This is a genomic window from Mycolicibacterium hippocampi (assembly GCF_010723735.1).
GTDB lineage: Bacteria > Actinomycetota > Actinomycetes > Mycobacteriales > Mycobacteriaceae > Mycobacterium > Mycobacterium hippocampi.
The window spans coordinates 800,897-819,717 of sequence record NZ_BLLB01000002.1 but is presented as its reverse complement, the minus strand read 5'-3'; the positions used below and the strand labels follow the sequence as shown (position 1 = coordinate 819,717).

General features: G+C 63.7%; 18 protein-coding genes and 1 tRNA gene. 11 read left to right on the top strand and 8 right to left on the bottom strand.

What is annotated here, in order from left to right; translation table 11 throughout:
• Positions 1-2: 2 nt before the first annotated feature.
• Positions 3-230, top strand: a complete 228-nt coding sequence (locus G6N53_RS04990) for a hypothetical protein (RefSeq protein ID WP_163887501.1) — start codon at positions 3-5, stop codon at positions 228-230.
• Here the strand turns inward: G6N53_RS04990 and G6N53_RS04985 are convergent.
• A complete protein-coding gene (locus tag G6N53_RS04985; protein WP_163887500.1) occupies positions 219-1,634 on the bottom strand; it encodes a PucR family transcriptional regulator in 1,416 nt (471 codons plus the stop codon). The two genes, G6N53_RS04990 and G6N53_RS04985, sit on opposite strands and share 12 nt — an antisense overlap.
• Positions 1,635-1,804: 170 nt before the next feature.
• Between G6N53_RS04985 and G6N53_RS04980 the strand changes: the two genes are divergently transcribed.
• Genes G6N53_RS04980 through G6N53_RS04960 form a run of 5 tightly spaced genes read left to right on the top strand, consistent with a single transcriptional unit; the run spans position 1,805 to position 6,581 of the window.
• A complete protein-coding gene (locus G6N53_RS04980; RefSeq protein WP_163887499.1) occupies positions 1,805-3,271 on the top strand; it encodes an APC family permease in 1,467 nt (488 codons plus the stop codon).
• Positions 3,268-3,966: an SDR family NAD(P)-dependent oxidoreductase gene (locus G6N53_RS04975; protein ID WP_163887498.1), complete on the top strand. Its 699-nt coding sequence runs from the start codon at positions 3,268-3,270 to the stop codon at positions 3,964-3,966. The genes G6N53_RS04980 and G6N53_RS04975 overlap by 4 nt, the downstream gene beginning before the upstream one ends.
• Positions 3,963-4,727, top strand: a complete 765-nt coding sequence (locus tag G6N53_RS04970) for an SDR family NAD(P)-dependent oxidoreductase (protein WP_163887497.1) — start codon at positions 3,963-3,965, stop codon at positions 4,725-4,727. The genes G6N53_RS04975 and G6N53_RS04970 overlap by 4 nt, the downstream gene beginning before the upstream one ends.
• 13 nt (positions 4,728-4,740) lie before the next feature.
• On the top strand, positions 4,741-5,709 hold the full coding sequence (gene speB, locus G6N53_RS04965) for an agmatinase (RefSeq protein ID WP_163887496.1): 969 nt from the start codon (positions 4,741-4,743) through the stop codon (positions 5,707-5,709).
• A complete protein-coding gene (locus G6N53_RS04960; RefSeq protein WP_163887495.1) occupies positions 5,706-6,581 on the top strand; it encodes a polysaccharide deacetylase family protein in 876 nt (291 codons plus the stop codon). The genes speB and G6N53_RS04960 overlap by 4 nt, the downstream gene beginning before the upstream one ends.
• Before the next feature lie 236 nt (positions 6,582-6,817).
• Here the strand turns inward: G6N53_RS04960 and G6N53_RS04955 are convergent, their stop codons facing one another.
• On the bottom strand, positions 6,818-6,988 hold the full coding sequence (locus G6N53_RS04955) for a hypothetical protein (RefSeq protein ID WP_163887494.1): 171 nt from the start codon (positions 6,986-6,988) through the stop codon (positions 6,818-6,820).
• A gap of 315 nt (positions 6,989-7,303) precedes the next feature.
• Between G6N53_RS04955 and G6N53_RS04950 the strand changes: the two genes are divergently transcribed.
• Both G6N53_RS04950 and pip read left to right on the top strand, forming a co-directional pair.
• Positions 7,304-7,945 carry a hypothetical protein gene (locus G6N53_RS04950; RefSeq protein WP_163887493.1) on the top strand — a complete coding sequence of 214 codons (642 nt, stop codon included), beginning with the start codon at positions 7,304-7,306 and terminating at the stop codon, positions 7,943-7,945.
• Positions 7,946-8,206: 261 nt separating this feature from the next.
• Positions 8,207-9,184, top strand: coding sequence for a prolyl aminopeptidase (gene pip / locus G6N53_RS04945; protein WP_163887492.1), 978 nt, complete (start codon positions 8,207-8,209; stop codon positions 9,182-9,184).
• A 126-nt stretch (positions 9,185-9,310) separates the two neighbouring features.
• On the opposite strand, the gene G6N53_RS04940 is transcribed toward pip, so the two are convergent.
• Positions 9,311-10,108 carry an alpha/beta fold hydrolase gene (locus tag G6N53_RS04940; RefSeq protein WP_237166410.1) on the bottom strand — a complete coding sequence of 266 codons (798 nt, stop codon included), beginning with the start codon at positions 10,106-10,108 and terminating at the stop codon, positions 9,311-9,313.
• A gap of 336 nt (positions 10,109-10,444) precedes the next feature.
• Between G6N53_RS04940 and G6N53_RS04935 the strand changes: the two genes are divergently transcribed.
• Positions 10,445-11,014, top strand: a complete 570-nt coding sequence (locus G6N53_RS04935; protein ID WP_163887491.1) for a recombinase family protein — start codon at positions 10,445-10,447, stop codon at positions 11,012-11,014.
• A gap of 97 nt (positions 11,015-11,111) precedes the next feature.
• Here G6N53_RS04935 and G6N53_RS30580 read toward each other — a convergent pair whose 3' ends face one another.
• The 4 genes from G6N53_RS30580 to G6N53_RS04915 all read right to left on the bottom strand — a co-directional run bounded on the left by G6N53_RS30580 (position 11,112) and on the right by G6N53_RS04915 (position 16,881).
• Positions 11,112-12,026: an ImmA/IrrE family metallo-endopeptidase gene (locus G6N53_RS30580; RefSeq protein ID WP_353961947.1), complete on the bottom strand. Its 915-nt coding sequence runs from the start codon at positions 12,024-12,026 to the stop codon at positions 11,112-11,114.
• Between the two features lie 127 nt (positions 12,027-12,153).
• Positions 12,154-13,101, bottom strand: a complete 948-nt coding sequence (locus G6N53_RS04925) for a hypothetical protein (protein ID WP_163887489.1) — start codon at positions 13,099-13,101, stop codon at positions 12,154-12,156.
• A 93-nt stretch (positions 13,102-13,194) separates the two neighbouring features.
• The gene (locus G6N53_RS04920) at positions 13,195-14,103 is read right to left on the bottom strand and encodes a hypothetical protein (protein WP_163887488.1); all 909 of its coding nucleotides are present in this window, start codon (positions 14,101-14,103) and stop codon (positions 13,195-13,197) included.
• Between the two features lie 1,221 nt (positions 14,104-15,324).
• Entirely contained in the window at positions 15,325-16,881 is a 1,557-nt protein-coding gene (locus G6N53_RS04915) for a hypothetical protein (protein ID WP_205390291.1), read from the bottom strand.
• A 149-nt stretch (positions 16,882-17,030) separates the two neighbouring features.
• On the opposite strand from G6N53_RS04915, the gene G6N53_RS04910 reads away from it, so the two are divergent.
• Both G6N53_RS04910 and G6N53_RS04905 read left to right on the top strand, forming a co-directional pair.
• The gene (locus G6N53_RS04910; RefSeq protein ID WP_163887487.1) at positions 17,031-17,294 is read left to right on the top strand and encodes a hypothetical protein; all 264 of its coding nucleotides are present in this window, start codon (positions 17,031-17,033) and stop codon (positions 17,292-17,294) included.
• A 170-nt stretch (positions 17,295-17,464) separates the two neighbouring features.
• Positions 17,465-17,773 (top strand): hypothetical protein, encoded by a 309-nt coding sequence (locus G6N53_RS04905; protein WP_163887486.1) that lies wholly within the window; start codon positions 17,465-17,467, stop codon positions 17,771-17,773.
• A gap of 864 nt (positions 17,774-18,637) precedes the next feature.
• On the opposite strand, the gene G6N53_RS04900 is transcribed toward G6N53_RS04905, so the two are convergent.
• Positions 18,638-18,723, bottom strand: a tRNA-Leu gene (locus tag G6N53_RS04900).
• Between the last annotated feature and the right edge of the window lie 98 nt (positions 18,724-18,821).

The window sequence follows — 18,821 nt, the reverse complement described above, 5'->3', positions numbered from 1 at the left end:
GTGTGGCGACCGGAGCTGCCGCCCAGCGACTGGGTAGCAGCAGGGTCGCGGCGTTGTGTCTGGTAATTGTGGCCGCGGCGCTGGCACTGCTCGGGCTGGCCGGTGACTCGGTGATCGCGACGGCGGCCTCAGCGTGCATCTTCGGCGTGGGATACGTGCGGGCCGTCAGCTCGCTACTGCTGAATCGGTCGTCGAGAGGTGCTGCCGACGGTGACGGCTCAGCGTTGTGAGCTCGGCGAGTCTGAGAGATCCGAGGGCTCGGTCTCCCGGTCGACGGCGTGCAGGCCGATCGAGAACGCCATCTGATCCCCGTGATCGAACGGGTTGCGGCCGGTGAGCTCGTGGATGCGCGCGAGCCGGTGCCGCACCGTGTTGGTGTGCAGGTACAGGTCGCGCGCGGTACGGCTCAGCGAACCGCTCGCGGTGAGAAATGTCCGCAGGGTGCGCACGTGCTGTGTGCCACGCTGACTGTCCATTTCGACCAGCGGGTCGATCAGCTGTTGTCGGAACGGGGCGATCTGGGCGAGTGGGAGTTGCTCGAGCAGGCTGTCGAGCGTGCTCAGCTGGCCCGGGCCGACCCGGTGTCCTCGGCGCCGAGCCAACTCGAGCGCGAGGCGGGCCTGGCCGATCGCCGAGCCGAGTTCGGTGAGGGGCACCGGCGCCGAGTGACCGGACGGCAAGGACAGGTCCTCGGTCAGTTCCAGCGAGTCCGCGGTCACCATCAGGCAGAGATCCGGGGCGTCACCGACCAATGCGTCGGGAACCGCCATGGACAGCAGCGCACCCGCGCCAGCTGGCCACGCTGAACACGTCAGCGCCCCCGCGACAGCGAACCCGGGCCAGTCCAGCAGTTGGCTCAAAGCGTCGGGCAGCAGCATCCGGCGTTCCACGAGCGAGAGGAGCTGACCGACCCGTTCGCGTGTGAGCGCCGCCTCGACGTCGCGTTCCAGCTGGGTCGCGCGCACAAAACGGGCGATCAGGTCGAGCAGCGCTGACTCCGGGCGATCGCCGCGTCCCACCCACCCGAGGGTGCCCAGTCCGGGAACCTCGACCGTCACCACCGGTGACTCGCTCTCGTCCCAGTCGACCCCGGCGCCCTCGTCCAACAGGAAAAAGCACCCCAGGATCTGGCCTGCGGTGTCCAGCAACTGGCGTGCTGACTCGTGGCGACGCAACGAGGACAGCAGCGCCGGAACCAGCGCGTTGGTGGCGCGTGCGACGGCGATCTCTGCGCCGAGTTCGTATTCGGCGACGTAGCGGCTCACCGTGCTGAACGGCACGCTCGGCGACGCGACCAGAACGGGCAATCCGTGCCGACGGCAGTGGGTCAGCAGTGCCGCGGGCACCGCGTCGTGACCATCTCCGATGCCGAAGCACACCCCCGCCGCTCCGACCCTGGCCAGCGAGTCGGCGAACACCCGGCAGTCCTGTGGCGTCCGCAAGCTGATGCCGACCGTGCACACCAACTCTCCGCCCCGCAGATATCGCGATGGATCCCGCATCTCGGTCGTGTGCGCCCAGGTGATCGTCCGCTCGAGGTTCTGCGGTGTGTCATCGGGGACGGCCAGTCCCAACCCCCGAGTCTCGAGCAGCTCACGAAGCGTGGGAGCTCCGGCCTCGACGTGGCCCGTCATTGGACGAGCGTAACGCCGCCGTCACACGCGCGGTGCCCCGCGTTGTGCGATCGTCCAATGGCCAACCCCCGTACGGTGCGATCGCCGCGTCTTCGCCGCAACAGCTGGCATGGCTGCCGACCTGGGGTGATAGTTCGACCCAGTAGCGCACCGAACACGGGGAGCAGCACATGTCGTCACAGATCACTTCCAAGCAGCAGCCGCACGTGCTCCGCAGAGAGTTCTCGTTGTGGTCGGCGTTCGCCTTCGCGTTCGCGTTCATTTCGCCGATCGTCGCCCTGTACGGAATCTTCGGCCTGGCGCTGTCCGCCGCTGGGCCCAGCTTCTGGTGGGGCTTTCTGCTGGTGTTTGCCGGACAGTTCCTCGTAGCGTTGATCTTTGCCACCCTGGTGTCCCGCTGGCCGCTGGAGGGCTCCCTCTACCAGTGGTCCCGCCGTCTGCTCGGCACCACCTACGGATGGTTCTCAGGCTGGGTCTACGTGTGGACCCTGGTGATCGCGATGGCCACGGTGGCGCTCGGGGCGGCCGGCTTCGTCGCCAACATCGTCGAGATCGAGGCCCCTTCGGGCGGGACGCTGGCCCTGATCGCGCTGGTGATACTGCTGGCAGGCACCGCGGTGAACCTCGTCGGGCGGCGGGCGCTGAAGATCTTCATGATCGGCAGCATCATCGCCGAGGTGATCGGCTCGGTGGTACTGGGCACCTGGCTGCTGCTGTTCCACCGGAGCAACTCGCTGTCGGTGCTGTTCGAGGGTGGGGGCGCGGACACCGACACCCTGGCCTACATGACAGGGCCCTTCATGCTGGCGGTCGCCTTCATCGGGTGGTCGTTTGTCGGCTTCGAGAGCGCAGGCTCCATCGCCGAGGAGGTGCACGAGCCGCGCCGGGACCTGCCCAAGGCGGTGTTGTTCTCGTTGGCGTTCATCGCGGTGGTGGTCGCCTACTCCAGCCTCGCGATCATCCTGGCGATCCCCGATCTGGGCGCCGTCGCCGACGGCACTGTGGCCGACCCGGTGTACGACACGCTGACCACCGCCCTCGGCACCGGTATCGCCAAGCCCGTCGAGGTGTTGTTCGTCATCGGGTTCCTGGCCAGCTTCCTCGCCCTGCAGACCTCCGCGTCCCGCGTCATCTGGGCCTATGCCCGTGACGGTGCCCTACCCGCGGCAGGTGCGCTGGTGCAGCTGCGCGGCAAGGCTCGCATCCCTGTGGTGGCCATCCTGGTCACGACGGTGGTCGGGGCGGCTCTGTTCCTGCTCAGCATCGTCGCGGGTGACGTCTATTCGTTGATGGTCAACTTCACGGCGGGCGGGTTCTACCTCGCCTTCCTGTTCCCGCTCGTGGGCTTCCTCGTCGTTCTGCTGCGCCGGGCCTGGACACCTGCCGCGTTCTCGCTGGGCCGCGCAACACTGCCGGTGGCAGTGGTCGCCGTGGTGTGGGCGGTGCTGCAATTCCTCAACATCGCCTGGCCGAGGGCAGCTTTCGATCAACGCTACCTGGACTGGTCGGTATGGATCGGCGTAGTTGTGCTCGGCGTGATCGGCGCCGCGATCCTGGCTTCGGTGCGCTCCCGCATCACCGGGACCGATGTCGTCGACGAGGCCGAAGCGCGTGATGAGCTGGCCGACCGACCGTGAGTGAGCAACGCGTCGCACTGGTCACCGGCGGGGCCAGCGGTATCGGGGCGGCCGTCGTGGACGCGCTGGTCGACCGCGGGTTCACCATCGGCTGTCTCGATCTCAACGGGTCCGCGGCCGCTGTCGAACACACCGTGGCCGTGGATGTTTCGGATCCCATCGCAGTGCCTGCCGCAGTGTCGCGGATCCGCGACGAGCTCGGGCCCATCAGCGCGGTCGTCACGTCGGCGGGCTACTACGAGATGGCCCCGGTCGCCGACATCACCGTCGACGCCTGGCGGCGGATGCTGCGCGTGCACCTGGGCGGTCTGGTCAATGTCGCGCGGGCGACACTGCCGGACCTCGTCGCCACGAAGGGTGCGCTGGTCGCGGTGGCCAGCGAACTGGCCGTCGGTGGTGGCGACGGGGACGCGCACTACGCGGCGGCAAAGGGTGCCATCCTCGGGTTCGTGCGCAGCCTCGCCGCCGAGGTCGCACCGCAGGGGGTGGCGGTCAACTGTGTGGCGCCCGGTCCCACAGACACGCCGCTGCTGGCAGACGACTCCCCCTGGCGGGCAACGGAGTATCTGGCGACGCTGCCGTTGCGGCGGCTGTCGACACCCCCGGAGGTCGCCCGGTGCGTGGAATATCTGGTCTGTGACGCGACATTCAGCGTGGGCGATGTGGTGAACGTCAACTCCGGAGCCGTCATATGAGCACCGATCTGCACGGACGGGTTGCGCTGATCACCGGCGCCGCACAAGGGATGGGTGCCGCGCACGCCAGACGCCTGACTGCGGCCGGTGCCACGGTGGCCGTCAACGACATTCGTGACAGCCGCGCCCTGACCGGCCTCGCCGAGGAGATCGGCGGCCTCAGCGTCGCCGCCGACGTGTCCGACCCGGCCGAGTGCCGGCGCATCGTCTCCGATCTCGTGCAGGCGACCGGGCGGCTCGACATTCTGGTGGCCAACCACGCCTACATGACCATGGCGCCGCTGCTCGAACACGACGACGCCGACTGGTGGAAAGTGGTGGACACCAACCTGGGTGGCACATTCTCTCTCGTGCAGGCGGTCCTTCCGCACATGCGTGCGGTCGGCGCGGGACGCGTCGTGGTGATAACCAGTGAGTGGGGCGTCACCGGATGGCCGGAAGCGACCGCGTATGCGGCCGCGAAATCCGGGCTGATCTCGCTGGTCAAGACCTTGGGACGGGAACTGGCGCCCGAACACATCATCGTGAACGCGGTCGCTCCGGGGGTGACTGACACAGCCCAGTTGCACGTGGACGCCCAAGCGGCCGGAGTGGACCTGAGCACCGTACACGAGCGCTATGCTTCATCGATCCCGTTGGGTCGCATCGGATCTCCCGACGAAGTTTCCGCCGCTGTCGAGCTGTTGTCGGACTTCACGTTGGAAGCGGTTGTCGGTCAGGTGATCTCGTGTAACGGCGGATCGACACGGTCAAGAGCGTGAGGAGGTAACACGGATGCACGACCAGCCCTATGTGGAGACGGTGCCAGGAGTGCTCGGCCAGGTCGACGCCCGGGCCGTACCGCGCTACGCGGGCATCGCGACGTTTGCGCGGTTGCCGCAGCGCCACGAAGTCAGCGACTACGACATCGCCGTGGCGGGGGCGCCGTTCGACAGCGGGGTGACCTACCGCCCGGGCGCCCGGTTCGGCCCTGCGGCGATCCGCCAGGCCTCCCGCTTGCTGAAGCCCTACAACCCCGCCCTCGATGTGACACCGTTCGCCGCGGCACAGGTGGTGGATGCCGGTGATATCGCGGCCAACCCGTTCGACATCACCGCTGCGGTCGACGAGATCCGCGCCGGTGTGCTGGGTTTGATCACCAGACCCGAGCAACGAGTGGTGCTGCTCGGCGGCGACCACACCATCGCGCTGCCCGCCTTGCAGGCGGTCAACGAGGTGCATGGGCCGGTGGCGTTGGTGCATTTCGACGCCCACCTCGATACCTGGGACACCTATTTCGGTGCGCCTTGCACCCACGGCACGCCATTCCGACTCGCGTCCGAGCAGGGCCTCTTGGTCAAGGACCGCTCCGCGCACGTCGGCATCCGAGGCTCGCTCTACGACCGCTCCGACCTCCTCGAAGACGCCGAGCTCGGGTTCACCGTGGTGCACTGCCGCGATATCGACCGCATCGGGGTGGACGGGGTGATCGAACGGGTGCTGAACCGCGTCGGCGACCACCCTGTATACGTCTCCATCGACATCGACGTGCTGGATCCGGCATTCGCACCCGGGACCGGAACGCCGGAGATCGGCGGCATGACCAGCCGCGAACTGGTGGCGGTGCTGCGGGCCATGCGGGGGCTGCGCATCATCGGGGCGGACGTCGTCGAAGTGGCCCCGGCCTACGATCATGCCGAGGTCACCGCTGTCGCCGCCGCCAACCTCGCCTATGAGCTGATCTCGATTATGGTCGATGAATGAGTGAATTACGTTGGCCCGAAGGCAAAACCGCGGCCGCCGCATTCACTTTCGACGTGGACGCCGAGTCGGCGGTGCTGTGGGGACCCCCGGGGACTCTGGAGGCCGTCGGCGCTCGGATGAGCGTGATGAGCCACCAGGCCTACGGCCCACTGGTCGGCGTCCCCCGAATCTTGAGCCTGCTCGAGCGACACCAGATCGCGTCGACTTTCTTCGTGCCCGGCCATACGGCCGACCGCTACCCGCAGGCGGTCCGCAGCATCGTCGCCGCCGGACATGAGATCGCCCACCACGGATACCTCCATGAACAGCCCACCGCGTTGACCCTCGAGCAGGAGATCGATGTGATCGACCGGGGCCTTGCCGCCCTGGCCGACGTCGCCGGGGTGCGGCCCACCGGATACCGGGCCCCGATGTGGGACCTGTCGTGGCGGACGCCCGCACTGCTGGCGGAGCGCGGATTCCTGTACGACTCCAGCCTGATGGACGCCGATCATCCGTATGAACTCGCGATCACGCCTGGCGCGGATCGTTCTCTGGTCGAGATTCCGATCCAGTGGGCACTCGACGACTGGGAGCAATACTGCTACCTGCCCGACATTTCCGGCAGCGGGCTGATCGAGAGTCCACGCAAGGCGCGCGAACTGTGGCAACTGGAGTTCGACGGGCTACGCCGGGCCCACGGTTGCTGGGTGCTCACCAACCATCCGTTCCTGACCGGGCGGACCTCACGTGCCGCCGAACTCGACGACCTGATGCGCTACGTGCTCGATCATGACGACGTGTGGACCACGAATCTGGGCGCCATCGCTGAATACGTCCGCACACTGGGGCTTTCGCCGCGTTCGATCACCGAGCCCGACGTGCCTCGCTGAGGATCTGGGGGCTCGCTGTGCGAGGCTCGGCGAAGGTCTGCCTACATGCGGGCCAGCCGTGCCGACGCCGCCGGCGAGAACGGATTCTGTTGTACGAAAGCTTGATCACCGAAGCTACCTGTCGTACGGCTCAGCCGATCACCCTGCCGCCTGCACTGTTGAGCGGGCAGGAGGAGCAGGATGCCATACGCCCAGCGCAACTCCTCGAGGTGTCGCAGCACGGCGTCAACGAAGTTCTAGTCGGGTGATAGGACGTTAGTGGTGGGCTTGCCTGTCCACGCTCCGAGCTGATGAGAAAATTGGCCGGGGTCGAGGGCGCGCTCCTGCTTGCCGATGAAGTTGACCTCGATACCGACGTGCCACTGGAAGTTCGTCGGCAGGATCGGGACCCGGAGAGCACGCGCCAATGCTTCCCGTCAGTGAATGCGCGGGCGAAGAGTTAGCCTTCCAGCGAGGTTCTGTATCCAAATAGCGCATGCATTCCTCGACCGAGGTTCGCGATTGCCGCCGCAAGGCGCCCCGGAACTGCGGATTCGTGACCGCCTGTTCGGTTCGCGACAAACGTCGCGGTGTCACCTGCGAGATCGGTTTCACCGGCGACTGCATCAATCGCCGGGCAATGCGACGGGCAGAGACGCGCTCGTCCGGCCACCTATCTCTCGGGTGAGCGGCGAAACAAGAGGGACAGTGTGTGTCAGAATCGGGCCGTGAGCGGGGGAGACATGAGCACGGCCGAGCGGTGGACAATAATCGGTGTCGGCGTCACTGCGGTTGGCGTATTGATTGCGTTCCTAGCGTGGTGGTTTCCACGTGGGGTTAGTCACGGCGAGGGCGGGACGACAAGCTCAGTTAGTTCATTAACGCCGACGCCGACCGCTTCGTACCAGCTGACCGACACAATCACGCCGACTCCTACTGTATCGTCTACTGCATCGTCGATTCAGGGAGTCCCGACGACCACCGACGAGCCGCCCCCTGACAGTCCGCCGGCACAGGCCCTCGGCATCAACGACGTTTACGTGACGGCGTCTACTGGGAACGGCCTGCTGCAGAAGCGCGGCGACGTCTTCGAAATGCAGCCAAGCTTTCCTTCGAGTATTAATCCGCCGTACATGACTTTTCGCTGGTCTTCCCAGGGCGCGAACGGCGAGATAAGGGGCGAGTGCAACGTAGAGGCCGTCATCACGGGGCCTGGAAACTATCCTCAGGAGCGCCGAAGTGGCGACTGCAGTGGTCGGGTTAGCCCCGACCTCAAGATCATGGAACTGGGTACCTACGACATCACCGTGTCGGTGTCGCCTATCGGCGGCGGCGCTTCGGCGACAGGGTATGCATCGTTCACAGTGGTGCCACGGGGTGGCTAACTTTCGGCGCCGTTCCTATCCGTGCTGGGCCTGCTGCAGCTAGTAGTCAGTTCACCTGACGCTGTTGGGTATACCCACGCCAAGATGGCGGTTCTGGGCGTGAACTATCGGTGCCGTTTTCGACGGCCCGCGTTGGCTACGCGCGTCGCCGCTGAGAGCACAACCGGGAGGCAGTTTATGCCCCAGCCATTGAGGCCGATCACCTCCTGTCTCGATTCTTCACAGCTTCGGTGCATTGGGCCGCCGGTAGCGTGGCTGGTTATGTCTGGTGACCGACCGTTTCCCGAGCCGCAGATCTATGAGCATGGGCTGCTCGACGTGGGTGACGGCAACCTCGTCTATTGGGAGACCAGGGGCAACTCCAATGGTCGACCGGCGCTGGTCGTGCACGGCGGCCCGGGATCGGGTAGGCCGCATGGCGCCCATAAGGGGTTCGACCCCGAGGCGTTCCAGGTCGTGCTGTTCGACCAGCGCGGATGCGGTGACAGCAAGCCCCACGCCAGCGACCCGACAACGAACATGGCGCACAACACCACCGAACACCTACTCGCCGACATGGAAACCTTGCGTGAGTACCTGGGCATCGACCGGTGGCTACTCTATGGCGGTTCCTGGGCGTCGACGCTGATCCTGGCCTACGCCCAACGCCACCCCGACCGGGTGATGGGCATCGTCCTGGTCGGAGTGACCATGACCCGCCCCCTCGAGATCGACTGGCTGTACAGCGGGGCGCGTCTGCTCTTCCCGGCCGAATGGGGACGGTTCCGCGCGGGGGTACCCGACCGCGACCGCGACGGCAACCTCATCGCGGCCTACCGACAGCTCATGGAGAACCCAAACATCGCCGTACGGGAGCAAGCCGCACACGACTGGTGCGCATGGGAGGACGCCGTCATCTCCCACGAAAGCCTCGGTAGTCCCGGTCAGTACGGTGCAAAGCCCGACGCGGCGAAGCTGGCGTTTGTGCGGATCTGTACGCACTACTTCGCCCATCACGCGTGGCTTGAGGACGGTCAGCTACTGCGAGATGCGCACCGCCTCAGAGGAATCCCTGGAGTTCTGATCCACGGACGTCTCGACCTGTCATGCCCGCTGATCACCGCATGGGAACTCGCTCAGGCGTGGCCGGACGCCGACCTAAGGATCATCGAGGACTCCGGTCACATCGGCAGCCCTGCCATGGGAGCCGCAGTCATCGACGCCATCGCCAAATTTCACCCGTCGCGTTGTCATTTGTAGAGTACGTAGACGGCTCAGATCCTTCTCGATTGCGGTGCGGGGCTGGGCGAGTGCGTGGTGTACGAAGTCGCTGAAGTGACGGCGAACGCCCTCCTCCCAAAGGAACGCAGCTGCGCCGGGCACCGACTAGGAAGCGCCGCGACGATGCGTAACCACAAACTGCCGGATGCACTCATTGACCTCGCCGGGACGCTCGGCGAACAGCGCGTGAGAGGTGTTGGGCAACAAGTGGTGTTGCCACTTCGGGACTACCGACGCGAGTCGCCGTATCGCTTTAGCCGAGTTGTGAATAGTGTTGCTCGCCAGCAGAACTTGAACGGGGAGGTCCAGAGATCGCAGCACGCGATCGCGAGCCATCCGTAGCGGCGGTGTGTTCAACGGTGCCGCAAAGGACACGAAACCGGCAACAAACAGGCTGGTGAGCGCATCGACGGGGCTTCCGGCTGTTGAGTCGCCCAGCACCCTTGCCGCTGCGCGTTGCGCTCGGGCCGAGCGTGGACGCGACAGCAGGAGTGCAAGGGTCCACCAGAACCGCCCGGAGAGGCGGCCCACCGTGTGGGCCGGGTCGACCAGAGTCAGAGTCGCCATCCGATGGGGTGCTTCCGCCGCCGTATAAGTGGCTAGCCACCCTCCATAGGAGTGGCCCACCAGATGCACATTGCTCAGGTTCAACGTCTCCAGTACCGCTGCGATGCAGCGCGCCGCATCGGCGGTAGTGGACATCTTCTTCGTCTGCGTGCTTGCCCCAGGCTGGCCCAGCATGTCTATCGCGTAGACGGTGAAATCGCCGGTCAACCCGGCAACTTGCTCCCACCACATAGCCGAAGTCAGAAAGAACCCATGCACCAAAACGATGGGCTCACCGGCGCGGGGGCCATGTTGATATACCCGAACGGTCCCGAACTCGGTCTCGATGTCGTGCACCACATCTGGGCACAGACTCAGCGCCCGGACCCTGGCATACACCTCCAAGTAGTGCTGCCGTGCCGCCGCGTTCTTGAACCCACCCTCAGCCGAGCCCAAGAGATCCCCCAGTCGTTGGGACGCCACGATAACGAGCCCACGGTAGGCAGAGCCCAACACACGGACAACAGCGTCCAAGTCACATTTCGGGAATTGGTAGTCGCAGATCTAGAGAAACGAGATACACCGAAGGACAACGTTTCCCCACCGCATAGCGCCAGGTCGCTATGTCTCATATCTTGTATCACCCGCGTGTCTCACATCCCGACTGTCGGTCAGCATTGAGACAATCGCGGCATGACGGCAATCATCGGTTACGCACGGGTCAGTAGCCTCGGTCAGGACCTCGACGCTCAACTCGCTGCGCTCAATGCCGCTGGTGTGGAGCCGAGTCGGGTGTTCACCGACAAGCTCTCTGGATCGGCCAAGACGCACCGGCCCGGGTTGGTTGCCATGCTCGACTACGCCCGCGCTGGCGACACCGTGGTCGTCACTGCGATCGACCGGCTCGGCCGCTCCGTTGCCGAAGTTACTAGAACCATCGCTGATCTCGGCGAGCGACGAATCATTCTGCGCGCCTTGAGGGAAGGAATTGACACGGCCACTTCAACCGGGCGAGACGTCGCCGTGATCATGGCCACCTTGGCTGAGTTAGAACTCGAATTGGGCCGCGAGCGGCGTGCAGCATCTCGAGAATCCCGCCGGTCACGGCGACTACCAGCTACGAAACCGCCCAAACTGACTGTTGATCGACAAGAACAACTCCGCCGACTCGCGGCCACCGGAGAACCTGTCGGGGAACTCGCCGCTGCGTTCGGCGTCGCTCGGGCTACCGCGTACCGCTACCTTCAGGCAAAGACAACGTAACGAATAGCCGATGCTTTATGCCTGCTAGGGGATCTCAGGACCGTTTCCTGTGCCCTCTGTGGGTACGGCACCAGCGTCTTCAACGCCAACTTGGCGGTCAGGCGTCGTCTGCACATTCAGCGCAACGATCTCCTACGAAGGTTTTACCGGGTGCCTCGGTGAAGCATTGCCGACAGATTCGCGCAGATGGCGCGGCTGCGGCTGGGCACCCACAGCGTCTACATTGCGGGCATTGGTGGTCGCCGCAACCGGTACACGTCGAGGAGGCCGGACGGAACTCGACGCTGCAGTGCTCGCACCATGCGCTGTCATAACCGCCAGGAGTTGAGGACCGAACTGAAAGACCTCCCCAAGGAGGCAAATCGGCTACGAGTACCGCAAATAAGTACTCACCATCGCGAGTCACGTCGGCGTGGTACTCATCCGTGTAAGCACCTGATGGGAAACGAAGCCGTGCATACCCCCTCGCACGGCCAGCTCGTGAAGCTTGTCGCAGGAGGCTAGCGTCTTGCACGGCCATCCTTGTGATCGGCAGTGCCGCACCTGATCTCGCACAGAACTGAGCGACCAGATCGACGTCGCCGTCTTCACCTCGTTCGTGTCGAAGGATTGGGACGTAGCCTTCAGATTGGATGCGTTGCGCCATGGCAACGGCAGCCGCTTCCCGGCTTGCATTCGTAGAGTTGAACAAATGGATGACGGCGCGGGAGGTTAGGCCCTCACTGCCTAGTGCGAGGTCTGTGGCCTGATCAGAGACAAGAAGCATCGCTGCGAACGCGTCGCATATATCTTCTTCAAGTCGGACACCCCCGTCGGCCTCATCAAACAGGTGGTCTGCGAGCACGGGATCCTGGTCAAGGAGGTGATGACCAAACTCATGCGCCACGCTAAAGAGCTGCCGCCCACGGCTCATCGCTCGGCCAAGTGCGATTCTCGGGGGAACATAATGTCTCAGGTACGCCGCTGCTATCGAACAATCCGACCGGCACAGGCTGTCGTCGTAAACCACCATGACGTCCGAGCGATCCGACACTGCAGACAGCAGGTCTAACCGGAGTCGTTCAGTCAGCCCGGGTTCAATGCTATCCGCTCTGGTGAGGAGACCCCGCGCCAGCGTCTTGATATAGCCCGCGCTCCGACTACTTCTCGGCATTCCCACCGCTTACGACTAACGCATCTAGCATGTCTTCCCAATACTGTTGCGAATCCTCGGGGCGCCGTTCAGCGTGCTGCGTACGAGCGGCCGCAGCAGACGGTAGGTACGCAACGGCATTCGCGTAGCTCACCCCGTTTGCGCTTGCGATATTTCGTACTACAGAGAATCGGCGGGGTGAGTACAGCGCTTCCAAAAGGGGCCGCGGTACGGTGACTGTCGTCAGGGCTAGGTCTTCGACCTCACACCCCAACGAAGCCGCTAGGCGATCGACTTGGGGACCCGACAACGGATACCGTCCCACGGCGATTTGACGCCCGGTACTCAACGGAAGACCGAGCACTTCCGCGACCAGCGACGGCCGCAGCCGCGCCGCGGACGCTGCGCTGTTCAACGTCACGTTGTCGCCATCTAGAACAGCTGCAGCAAGCAAGGTCAGTTGACTAAGAAGTTCCTGTCGATACAAACTTCGCACCTCGAGCAAGTCGGCAATCTGACCACCCAGCGGATAGATCGATTGAGGTGGAGAGCCTGTGACGCTGGCTCGCCAGACGCACGTGATCTCTGAGATAACCCCGCTTGAGAGTGTGCCCAAGTTGGCTTCGAGAACGTAAACAGGGACAGGGGTAGCCAAACTAGCAAAAACGGCAACAGCCACAGGCAGTGGACTCTGTTCGCCGGAAAGAATCACGGTATACGGGTCTGCATAGTCAATGTCGACGGTTACAGGAGCGAACTGTGTGTAACCGTCTTCGACAGACAAGGTCACGCCAAGTATCGTGACGCTCTCCCACTCCGCCCGCCATATCTGGCCAACATCGATGTCTGGGATCTCGTTGCTGAAAAGACTGCGCAGCTTTCTCAAAGCGATAACTGTCTCAAGCTGCAGCTCAACGGGCATTCGGGCTTGGGGAGACTGTTTTGGTTCGTTCATGCCGTTAGCGCCTCCTCCCGGGTTTACTACTACGGGTCCGGTTTAACACGTAAGTATTGGACGGCGAAACAAGGCCGATCTGTCCACACGCTCTCAGCGCTCGCCAGCCAGCCGTTCTGAGACAGCACGCAGGACCGAAGCTCCGGCGTCACCCGGGGGCAATACCTGCTGGAGCAGCGACCTCAGAGACGCTTGGGTCTTCGCGATCTTTGAATGGCCGTACGGCAGTAATTCAGCAGCATCGCGGCAGCTCATGTCCAGTAGCGGTAGTACAAGGCGTTCAGCTTCGGTCATTTGGTCGATGACCGTAGCGACCTGATCATCAACGTCGATGAGGTCGTACTCGGAGTTGCTTCTGAGATCGGGTAAGGCGGGCACATCGACGATGGCCGGCAGCGTATCCAGATCGTATCGACGTGCTATGACCTGTGACAGCATCGCAAAGGTGAGGCTCCCGTCAGCAGCAACGAGCACCGCCCGGGCCATTGCGATCATGTCGTCGCGGCTGGCGAGCGGACCCTGCCGCTGGGCATTGGGCCGCCACCGCCGCGTTGGTGCGTCGATCTTCAGCGCAGCGCGCACAAGCGTCGCCTCATCGCCTCCAAACGGTTGGTCGGCCCCATTCGCGAGATGCACTTGTTCGCCAGACACGACGAACAGGTCAGATTGACCAATCACATTCTTGAGTCGACGTATGACAGAGCCGACCACGGTGCGACGCCCCTGATCTCGCATGAAGTTGTGGACAGCCGTATAGAGAAGCCGCTCAAATGACGTGTCGTCGGTCGCCAAGATTGCCAATTGCACAAGGCGCTCAGTCGCTCTTGGGCCGGTAAGAAAGTCGTGGGCGCTGGTTGCGGTGGCGTCGTCGTCCCAAGACGAGAACCCATCGGGCGGGGGGAAGTTATAGGTCATTGCGACTTTGCGCATTGTGGAATACAGCATGAGGGCGCCGTCATCGCCAAGCCCATGCCCTGCCATCAAGGACTCCAGCACGTTCACAGTAACCCCACCATCCTCAGTAGCTGAGTCAAGTGGGGGTCTCCCAACGTTCCCTGGTAACTGGCGTACATCGGCATCGCGAAGAACCGTTGGTCGACGCGGCGCTGATAATTCTTTGGGAAGATGCCATCTCGGTCGAGCCCGATTGTTGGATCCCGATCATGCTTCACATACTCAGAGGGAAACTCCTCCGCACTCGTTCGGACCAGCACAAGCACTTCTGGCAAGATCCCAAATATGGCCGGTCGCAGTACGACTGCCGGACGCGTGGGTTTGATGTCGTCACCGTAACAAGCACTGGTGTCAAGCCAGAAGACATCGCCGACGCAGGGCACACCCGTGGGGTGTTCCCTGCCTTGCGGCAAATTGGCAGTCAACAATGTCTCCTGGCCCCAGCGCTCTGGCTGAGCGATCTAACCGAATCCCCTAGGTGTCTACCTCTTCTTGCGAGTGCTCTTCGGCGTCTGGGACAGCGCCGATCCAGCGGCTGCCTTCGAGGCCTTGCCGGAGCGCTTGTCCCTGAGAACCTTCGACGCTGCTTTCGCTGCTGCAGACCCCGTCTGCTTCTTGTTCACCACCGCGATCACCTCCTTTCGATGAACAACTGCCTGTGGCAGACGGCGAGAGGCCCAAAACTGTCCACGCGCCCAGTACCTCCCGGCTAACCACCCCTAGAGCCGCATCATCGAGCAACATCGAATTTGTAGGACGGCAGAGCAACCAAGCCACAGGGGCGACCCCATGCACCTGATTCGTCGGACCGGTAGGCCCATTCGTGGCGGTCATAGCCTGCCTCTCCCCACCACTTCTGCGCTCGCACACACTTTCGAAGCACACAGTGTACGACTGGCCTCCGACACCGCTTAGCGTGTTGTGCTGCGTGTCGTTACGTCGTTGCTGAACCAGATGATTTCGGTGCCCCCACCCCGGAGCTGCGTATCCCGGGACCGCAACGACTCAACCTGCCGTACACGTCACCGGTCGCCGCGATCGACGAATTACCAAGCAGCGGCGACAGCCTTGATGTGCGCGCCCGCCTCTAGCCAGGCTACCGCCGGGCGCAAGGGGGCCGTCCTCGCAAGGTCGACGCCCGACGCCGCCGCCGCGAAGGCCCGCAGCCTGCGGGAGAAGGGCATCAATGCCACTGACACGCCAAGATGATCGGCGTTTCCGCGCGACCGTGTATTGCTCCCGCGCGGACGGAGAGTCTCTGCTGCCCAACTAGGGCGAATGCCACCCGAATAAGGCGCTGTGGAACGCGGCGCGCTCTGGAGGCGGCGGCTCCGTCTCGCCGGGTTGGGCTTGAACACAGCCCAGCAGCGGGCTGTGGTTGGTTGCCGTCAGCGGGCGGTTGCGCAGAATGAGCTTCGTAAACGCTTCGATGAGCGCCAGCCCGGCTCCCATCAGCGTGTGACCCGCAGTCGCGAGGTCGGCAACCATCACCGGACTGCCGAAGACCTCAGCAGCATCTGCGTGCCATACGCCGAGAGCGTCGTAGTGCTCCTGAACCATGCCGTTGTTCGCGCCCGGCAGCAATTCGGGCATCGCGTCGAGGTTCAGAGCGACGTTCATCGAGTTCCCGTACTGCCGCCCCGGGTGTTGATCGACCGGGAGAATGCCATCGTGGATGTGGTTGCGCAGGACCTTGCACACGCCCGCGTAGCCGTGCAGTCGTGTGACGTCACCGAGCATCGCAGCGTCGTACTCCCGAACAAGGTGGTCATTCACGTACCCACGCCCGTCGAGGGAGAAGCGGAACCGGGAGGCGTCCCGACTGGGGTCGATCAGCAGCGGGAAGCGTCGCCCGTAGATGTCGAATGCGGCAGCAAGGTATAGCAATTCGCGGTCAAAAGCCTCAGCGGCAGCCTCGACCACATCGGCACCGCGCCTGCGGTCGTGCCGATTCGACAACGCGGCGAGCATCTCATCGAGCGCACGGGCGGCGCGTGCCAGCCGTACCCTTACCGACCTGAGCGCGCTGACTGTGTCGAAGTCGCCCTGGCGCAGAGCAAGTTCGGGAAACACGTCGAAGTAGGCCATCTCCGAGGTCACGCCCCAGTCGTAGAAGTTGGCGATCGTGGACGTCGACTCGGTCCGCTCCCACGTACCACCCCCGACTAGCCTTCCGCGTTGAACCTCGACTATCGGGTTGTGGGTCATCCGTAGGTAGTGTCCAATCACGGCGACGGCGTCCCCCGGGCTCACGCTTGCGACCACGTCGTTGTCGGCGACATCGCTTCTGCTTGCCGTCGATCCACCTGTCACGATCAGGTCGATACCTAACTCGGCTGCGGCGGCTGCGTAAGCGGCGGCATGGTGGCGGTCCGCGAGCGAGATTGGCTCGGCGCCAGCTGGTGCGGTCTGAGCATCGAGCTGCTGGAAGATGTCGAAGAAGTGGGATCGTGTGCTCGACGACACCCGTTCGGACTCAGTCTTGGTCCAGAAGGAACGGGTGTCGAGTTCCTTACCCGCCTTGTCGACCGTCGTGAAGCCGATCTCATGCACCAGCGACCCGTGGATTGCTGCCTTCCAGCCGTCGGGCACGTCAACGCCTGCCGGCACCAGGAGTTCGAACATGATCTCGTCGCGTCCGAAGTAGGTGGACAGGTAGCCGCCTGGCGGCGCCGGCAGGGTCGTCGTGTCAATGCCGAGACGCAGAGGCCGCGTCGCGGGCCGCAGCGCAAACAACGGCGGCAGCTTCTCGTCGTCCCGGATCGGCGCTCGCACGAAGCGCATGAACCGGTTGTTCGGCTGCCCGGTGGGGATCGTGACCGTCATGACCGAGATGCTTTCATTGAGCGCTGACATGACGGCTATATCGAGCACGGCCGTGTGGGAAACGATACTGGTAAACGGAACTGAGTGCTCGAACTGCGTGCGATGTAATGCTGGGCGACGCCACAGTTCATTGCAATAGGGAGCGGGGCATGACCGAGGACGGTTCCTATCCGGGTCTGGACGAGCACATCTCCATCGAGTTCATGACGGCAACCAACGACGGCAACGCCATCGACGGGTGGCACTGGTTGATCGAGTGGACGACGACGTCGTTCTACATCAAGTCCATGAATCCGGCGGTGCAAGCGATGAAGGTGAGCATGCACGGGCCGGTCCCCGGCCACAGCATCGCGGTAAAGAGCACTTTCGATTCGACCTCGAACGCACCAACGCTGACCGCGCAGCGAGAGTAGTAGCCTCCGGGGCACGTTGGCTATCCGACACCACCGAGCTGCCGCATTTCTTCGCGGGCCGCGACATCGGCGAAAACGCCCAGCACATAGTTCGATTCAGCATCGGGCGCGACGCCTACATGACCGGAGCACCTGCAGCGGGCGGCTCAAACTGGTCAAGGCCCGAGGCAATGAAGGGAATCGTGCCGTTGCCCTCCGAGGGCCGGGTGAGCCACGTCGACATCTTCCTCAGCGACAACGGCGAACCTCACTGGCCAGATGAGGACAAGGTCCGCGCTACACGTTCAGGCCTGGGGTTCATCAGAAACTGGATTGGTGTCTTTTCAGCGGTCGTCTTCGACCGGCCGGTCGATTACGAGCCTGACGCGCAGCTCGCCGGTGTGGCGACCTTCGGGGTGAAACGCCCGTCGGAGAGTGCATGCGAGGACTCGCCTCGACCGTCGACGAATCAAGCCTGTTGTGGTTGTGCGAAAAGCTGATTCCCTTCGGTGTTGATGGCGAGACGTCAACCAACTCCTGACGCTGTGGAGCCGGGTCGGGCCGCCGCCGGCTAACGCACAAGATTCCGCAGTTTGATGGCGCTAGTTCCTGTTCAGTGTTGGCTGCGGTCGCTCAGAGTGTCGGTGATACGACGGCCGGCACGTGCTTTGTCGTTAGTCGATACAACCGTCAGTGGATGGTGACCGCCAAGCACATCGTCGATGGCGCCCTAGAGGCCGGGGTAACCGAGGAAGAACGCCTGCTGGCTGAGCACGAACTCTTACAAAGTCAGCTGCCCATGCGCCTACCGCGTCTTGGGCGAAGGGTCCCCAAACGTCAGCACTTGCAGCAAGGCCCATACCGGGACCGCCTCCCCCTTAGTCAGATGGTGCGGCGTCACGAACCGTTCCTCGGACCGCGCGAGGGGTAACTCAAAGATCGTTCGCGGCGAACTGCCGCTGGTGCCCTCGGCCAAAGGGGTGGAGCGAGGCCAGCATGGACCAGCCCAACGCGGCCTCGGTGACGTTGACGCTAAAAGTGCTCCTTTTGGATGTTGGCGGTCAACACATCGCGCATCGCGGTGCCGACACTGCCGCGGTTGGGCATAGCGAGCGTCAGCGTGTGGGCGAGTGACCTTGCCCCGCTGTCCAGATCATGCCCATTGTTGCAACAGCAGCGATACTTGGCCGACTTACAAGCATCGGCGCACTACCGAGGCCAGCCATTCCCGAAAAGGGATTCCGAGCGATCAGTCCCGCCCCTGTACAAAACGACCTATGTCGGCGACCCCACCCTCGAAACACAAAGGTCACGAACCCGAATGAGTTCGTGACCTCATGCCTCGCAGTTCGAAGAACCGCTCGTGGTGGGCGAAGGGGGACTTGAACCCCCACGTCCCGAAGGACACTGGCACCTGAAGCCAGCGCGTCTGCCATTCCGCCACTCGCCCGAATGACCGAGGGAGCCTATCACGCACCCTGGCCCTCGCTCCAAACGTACTGGCAAGACCACTGCCATTGCCAAAACCGGCCTCGCCAGCACTGTGAC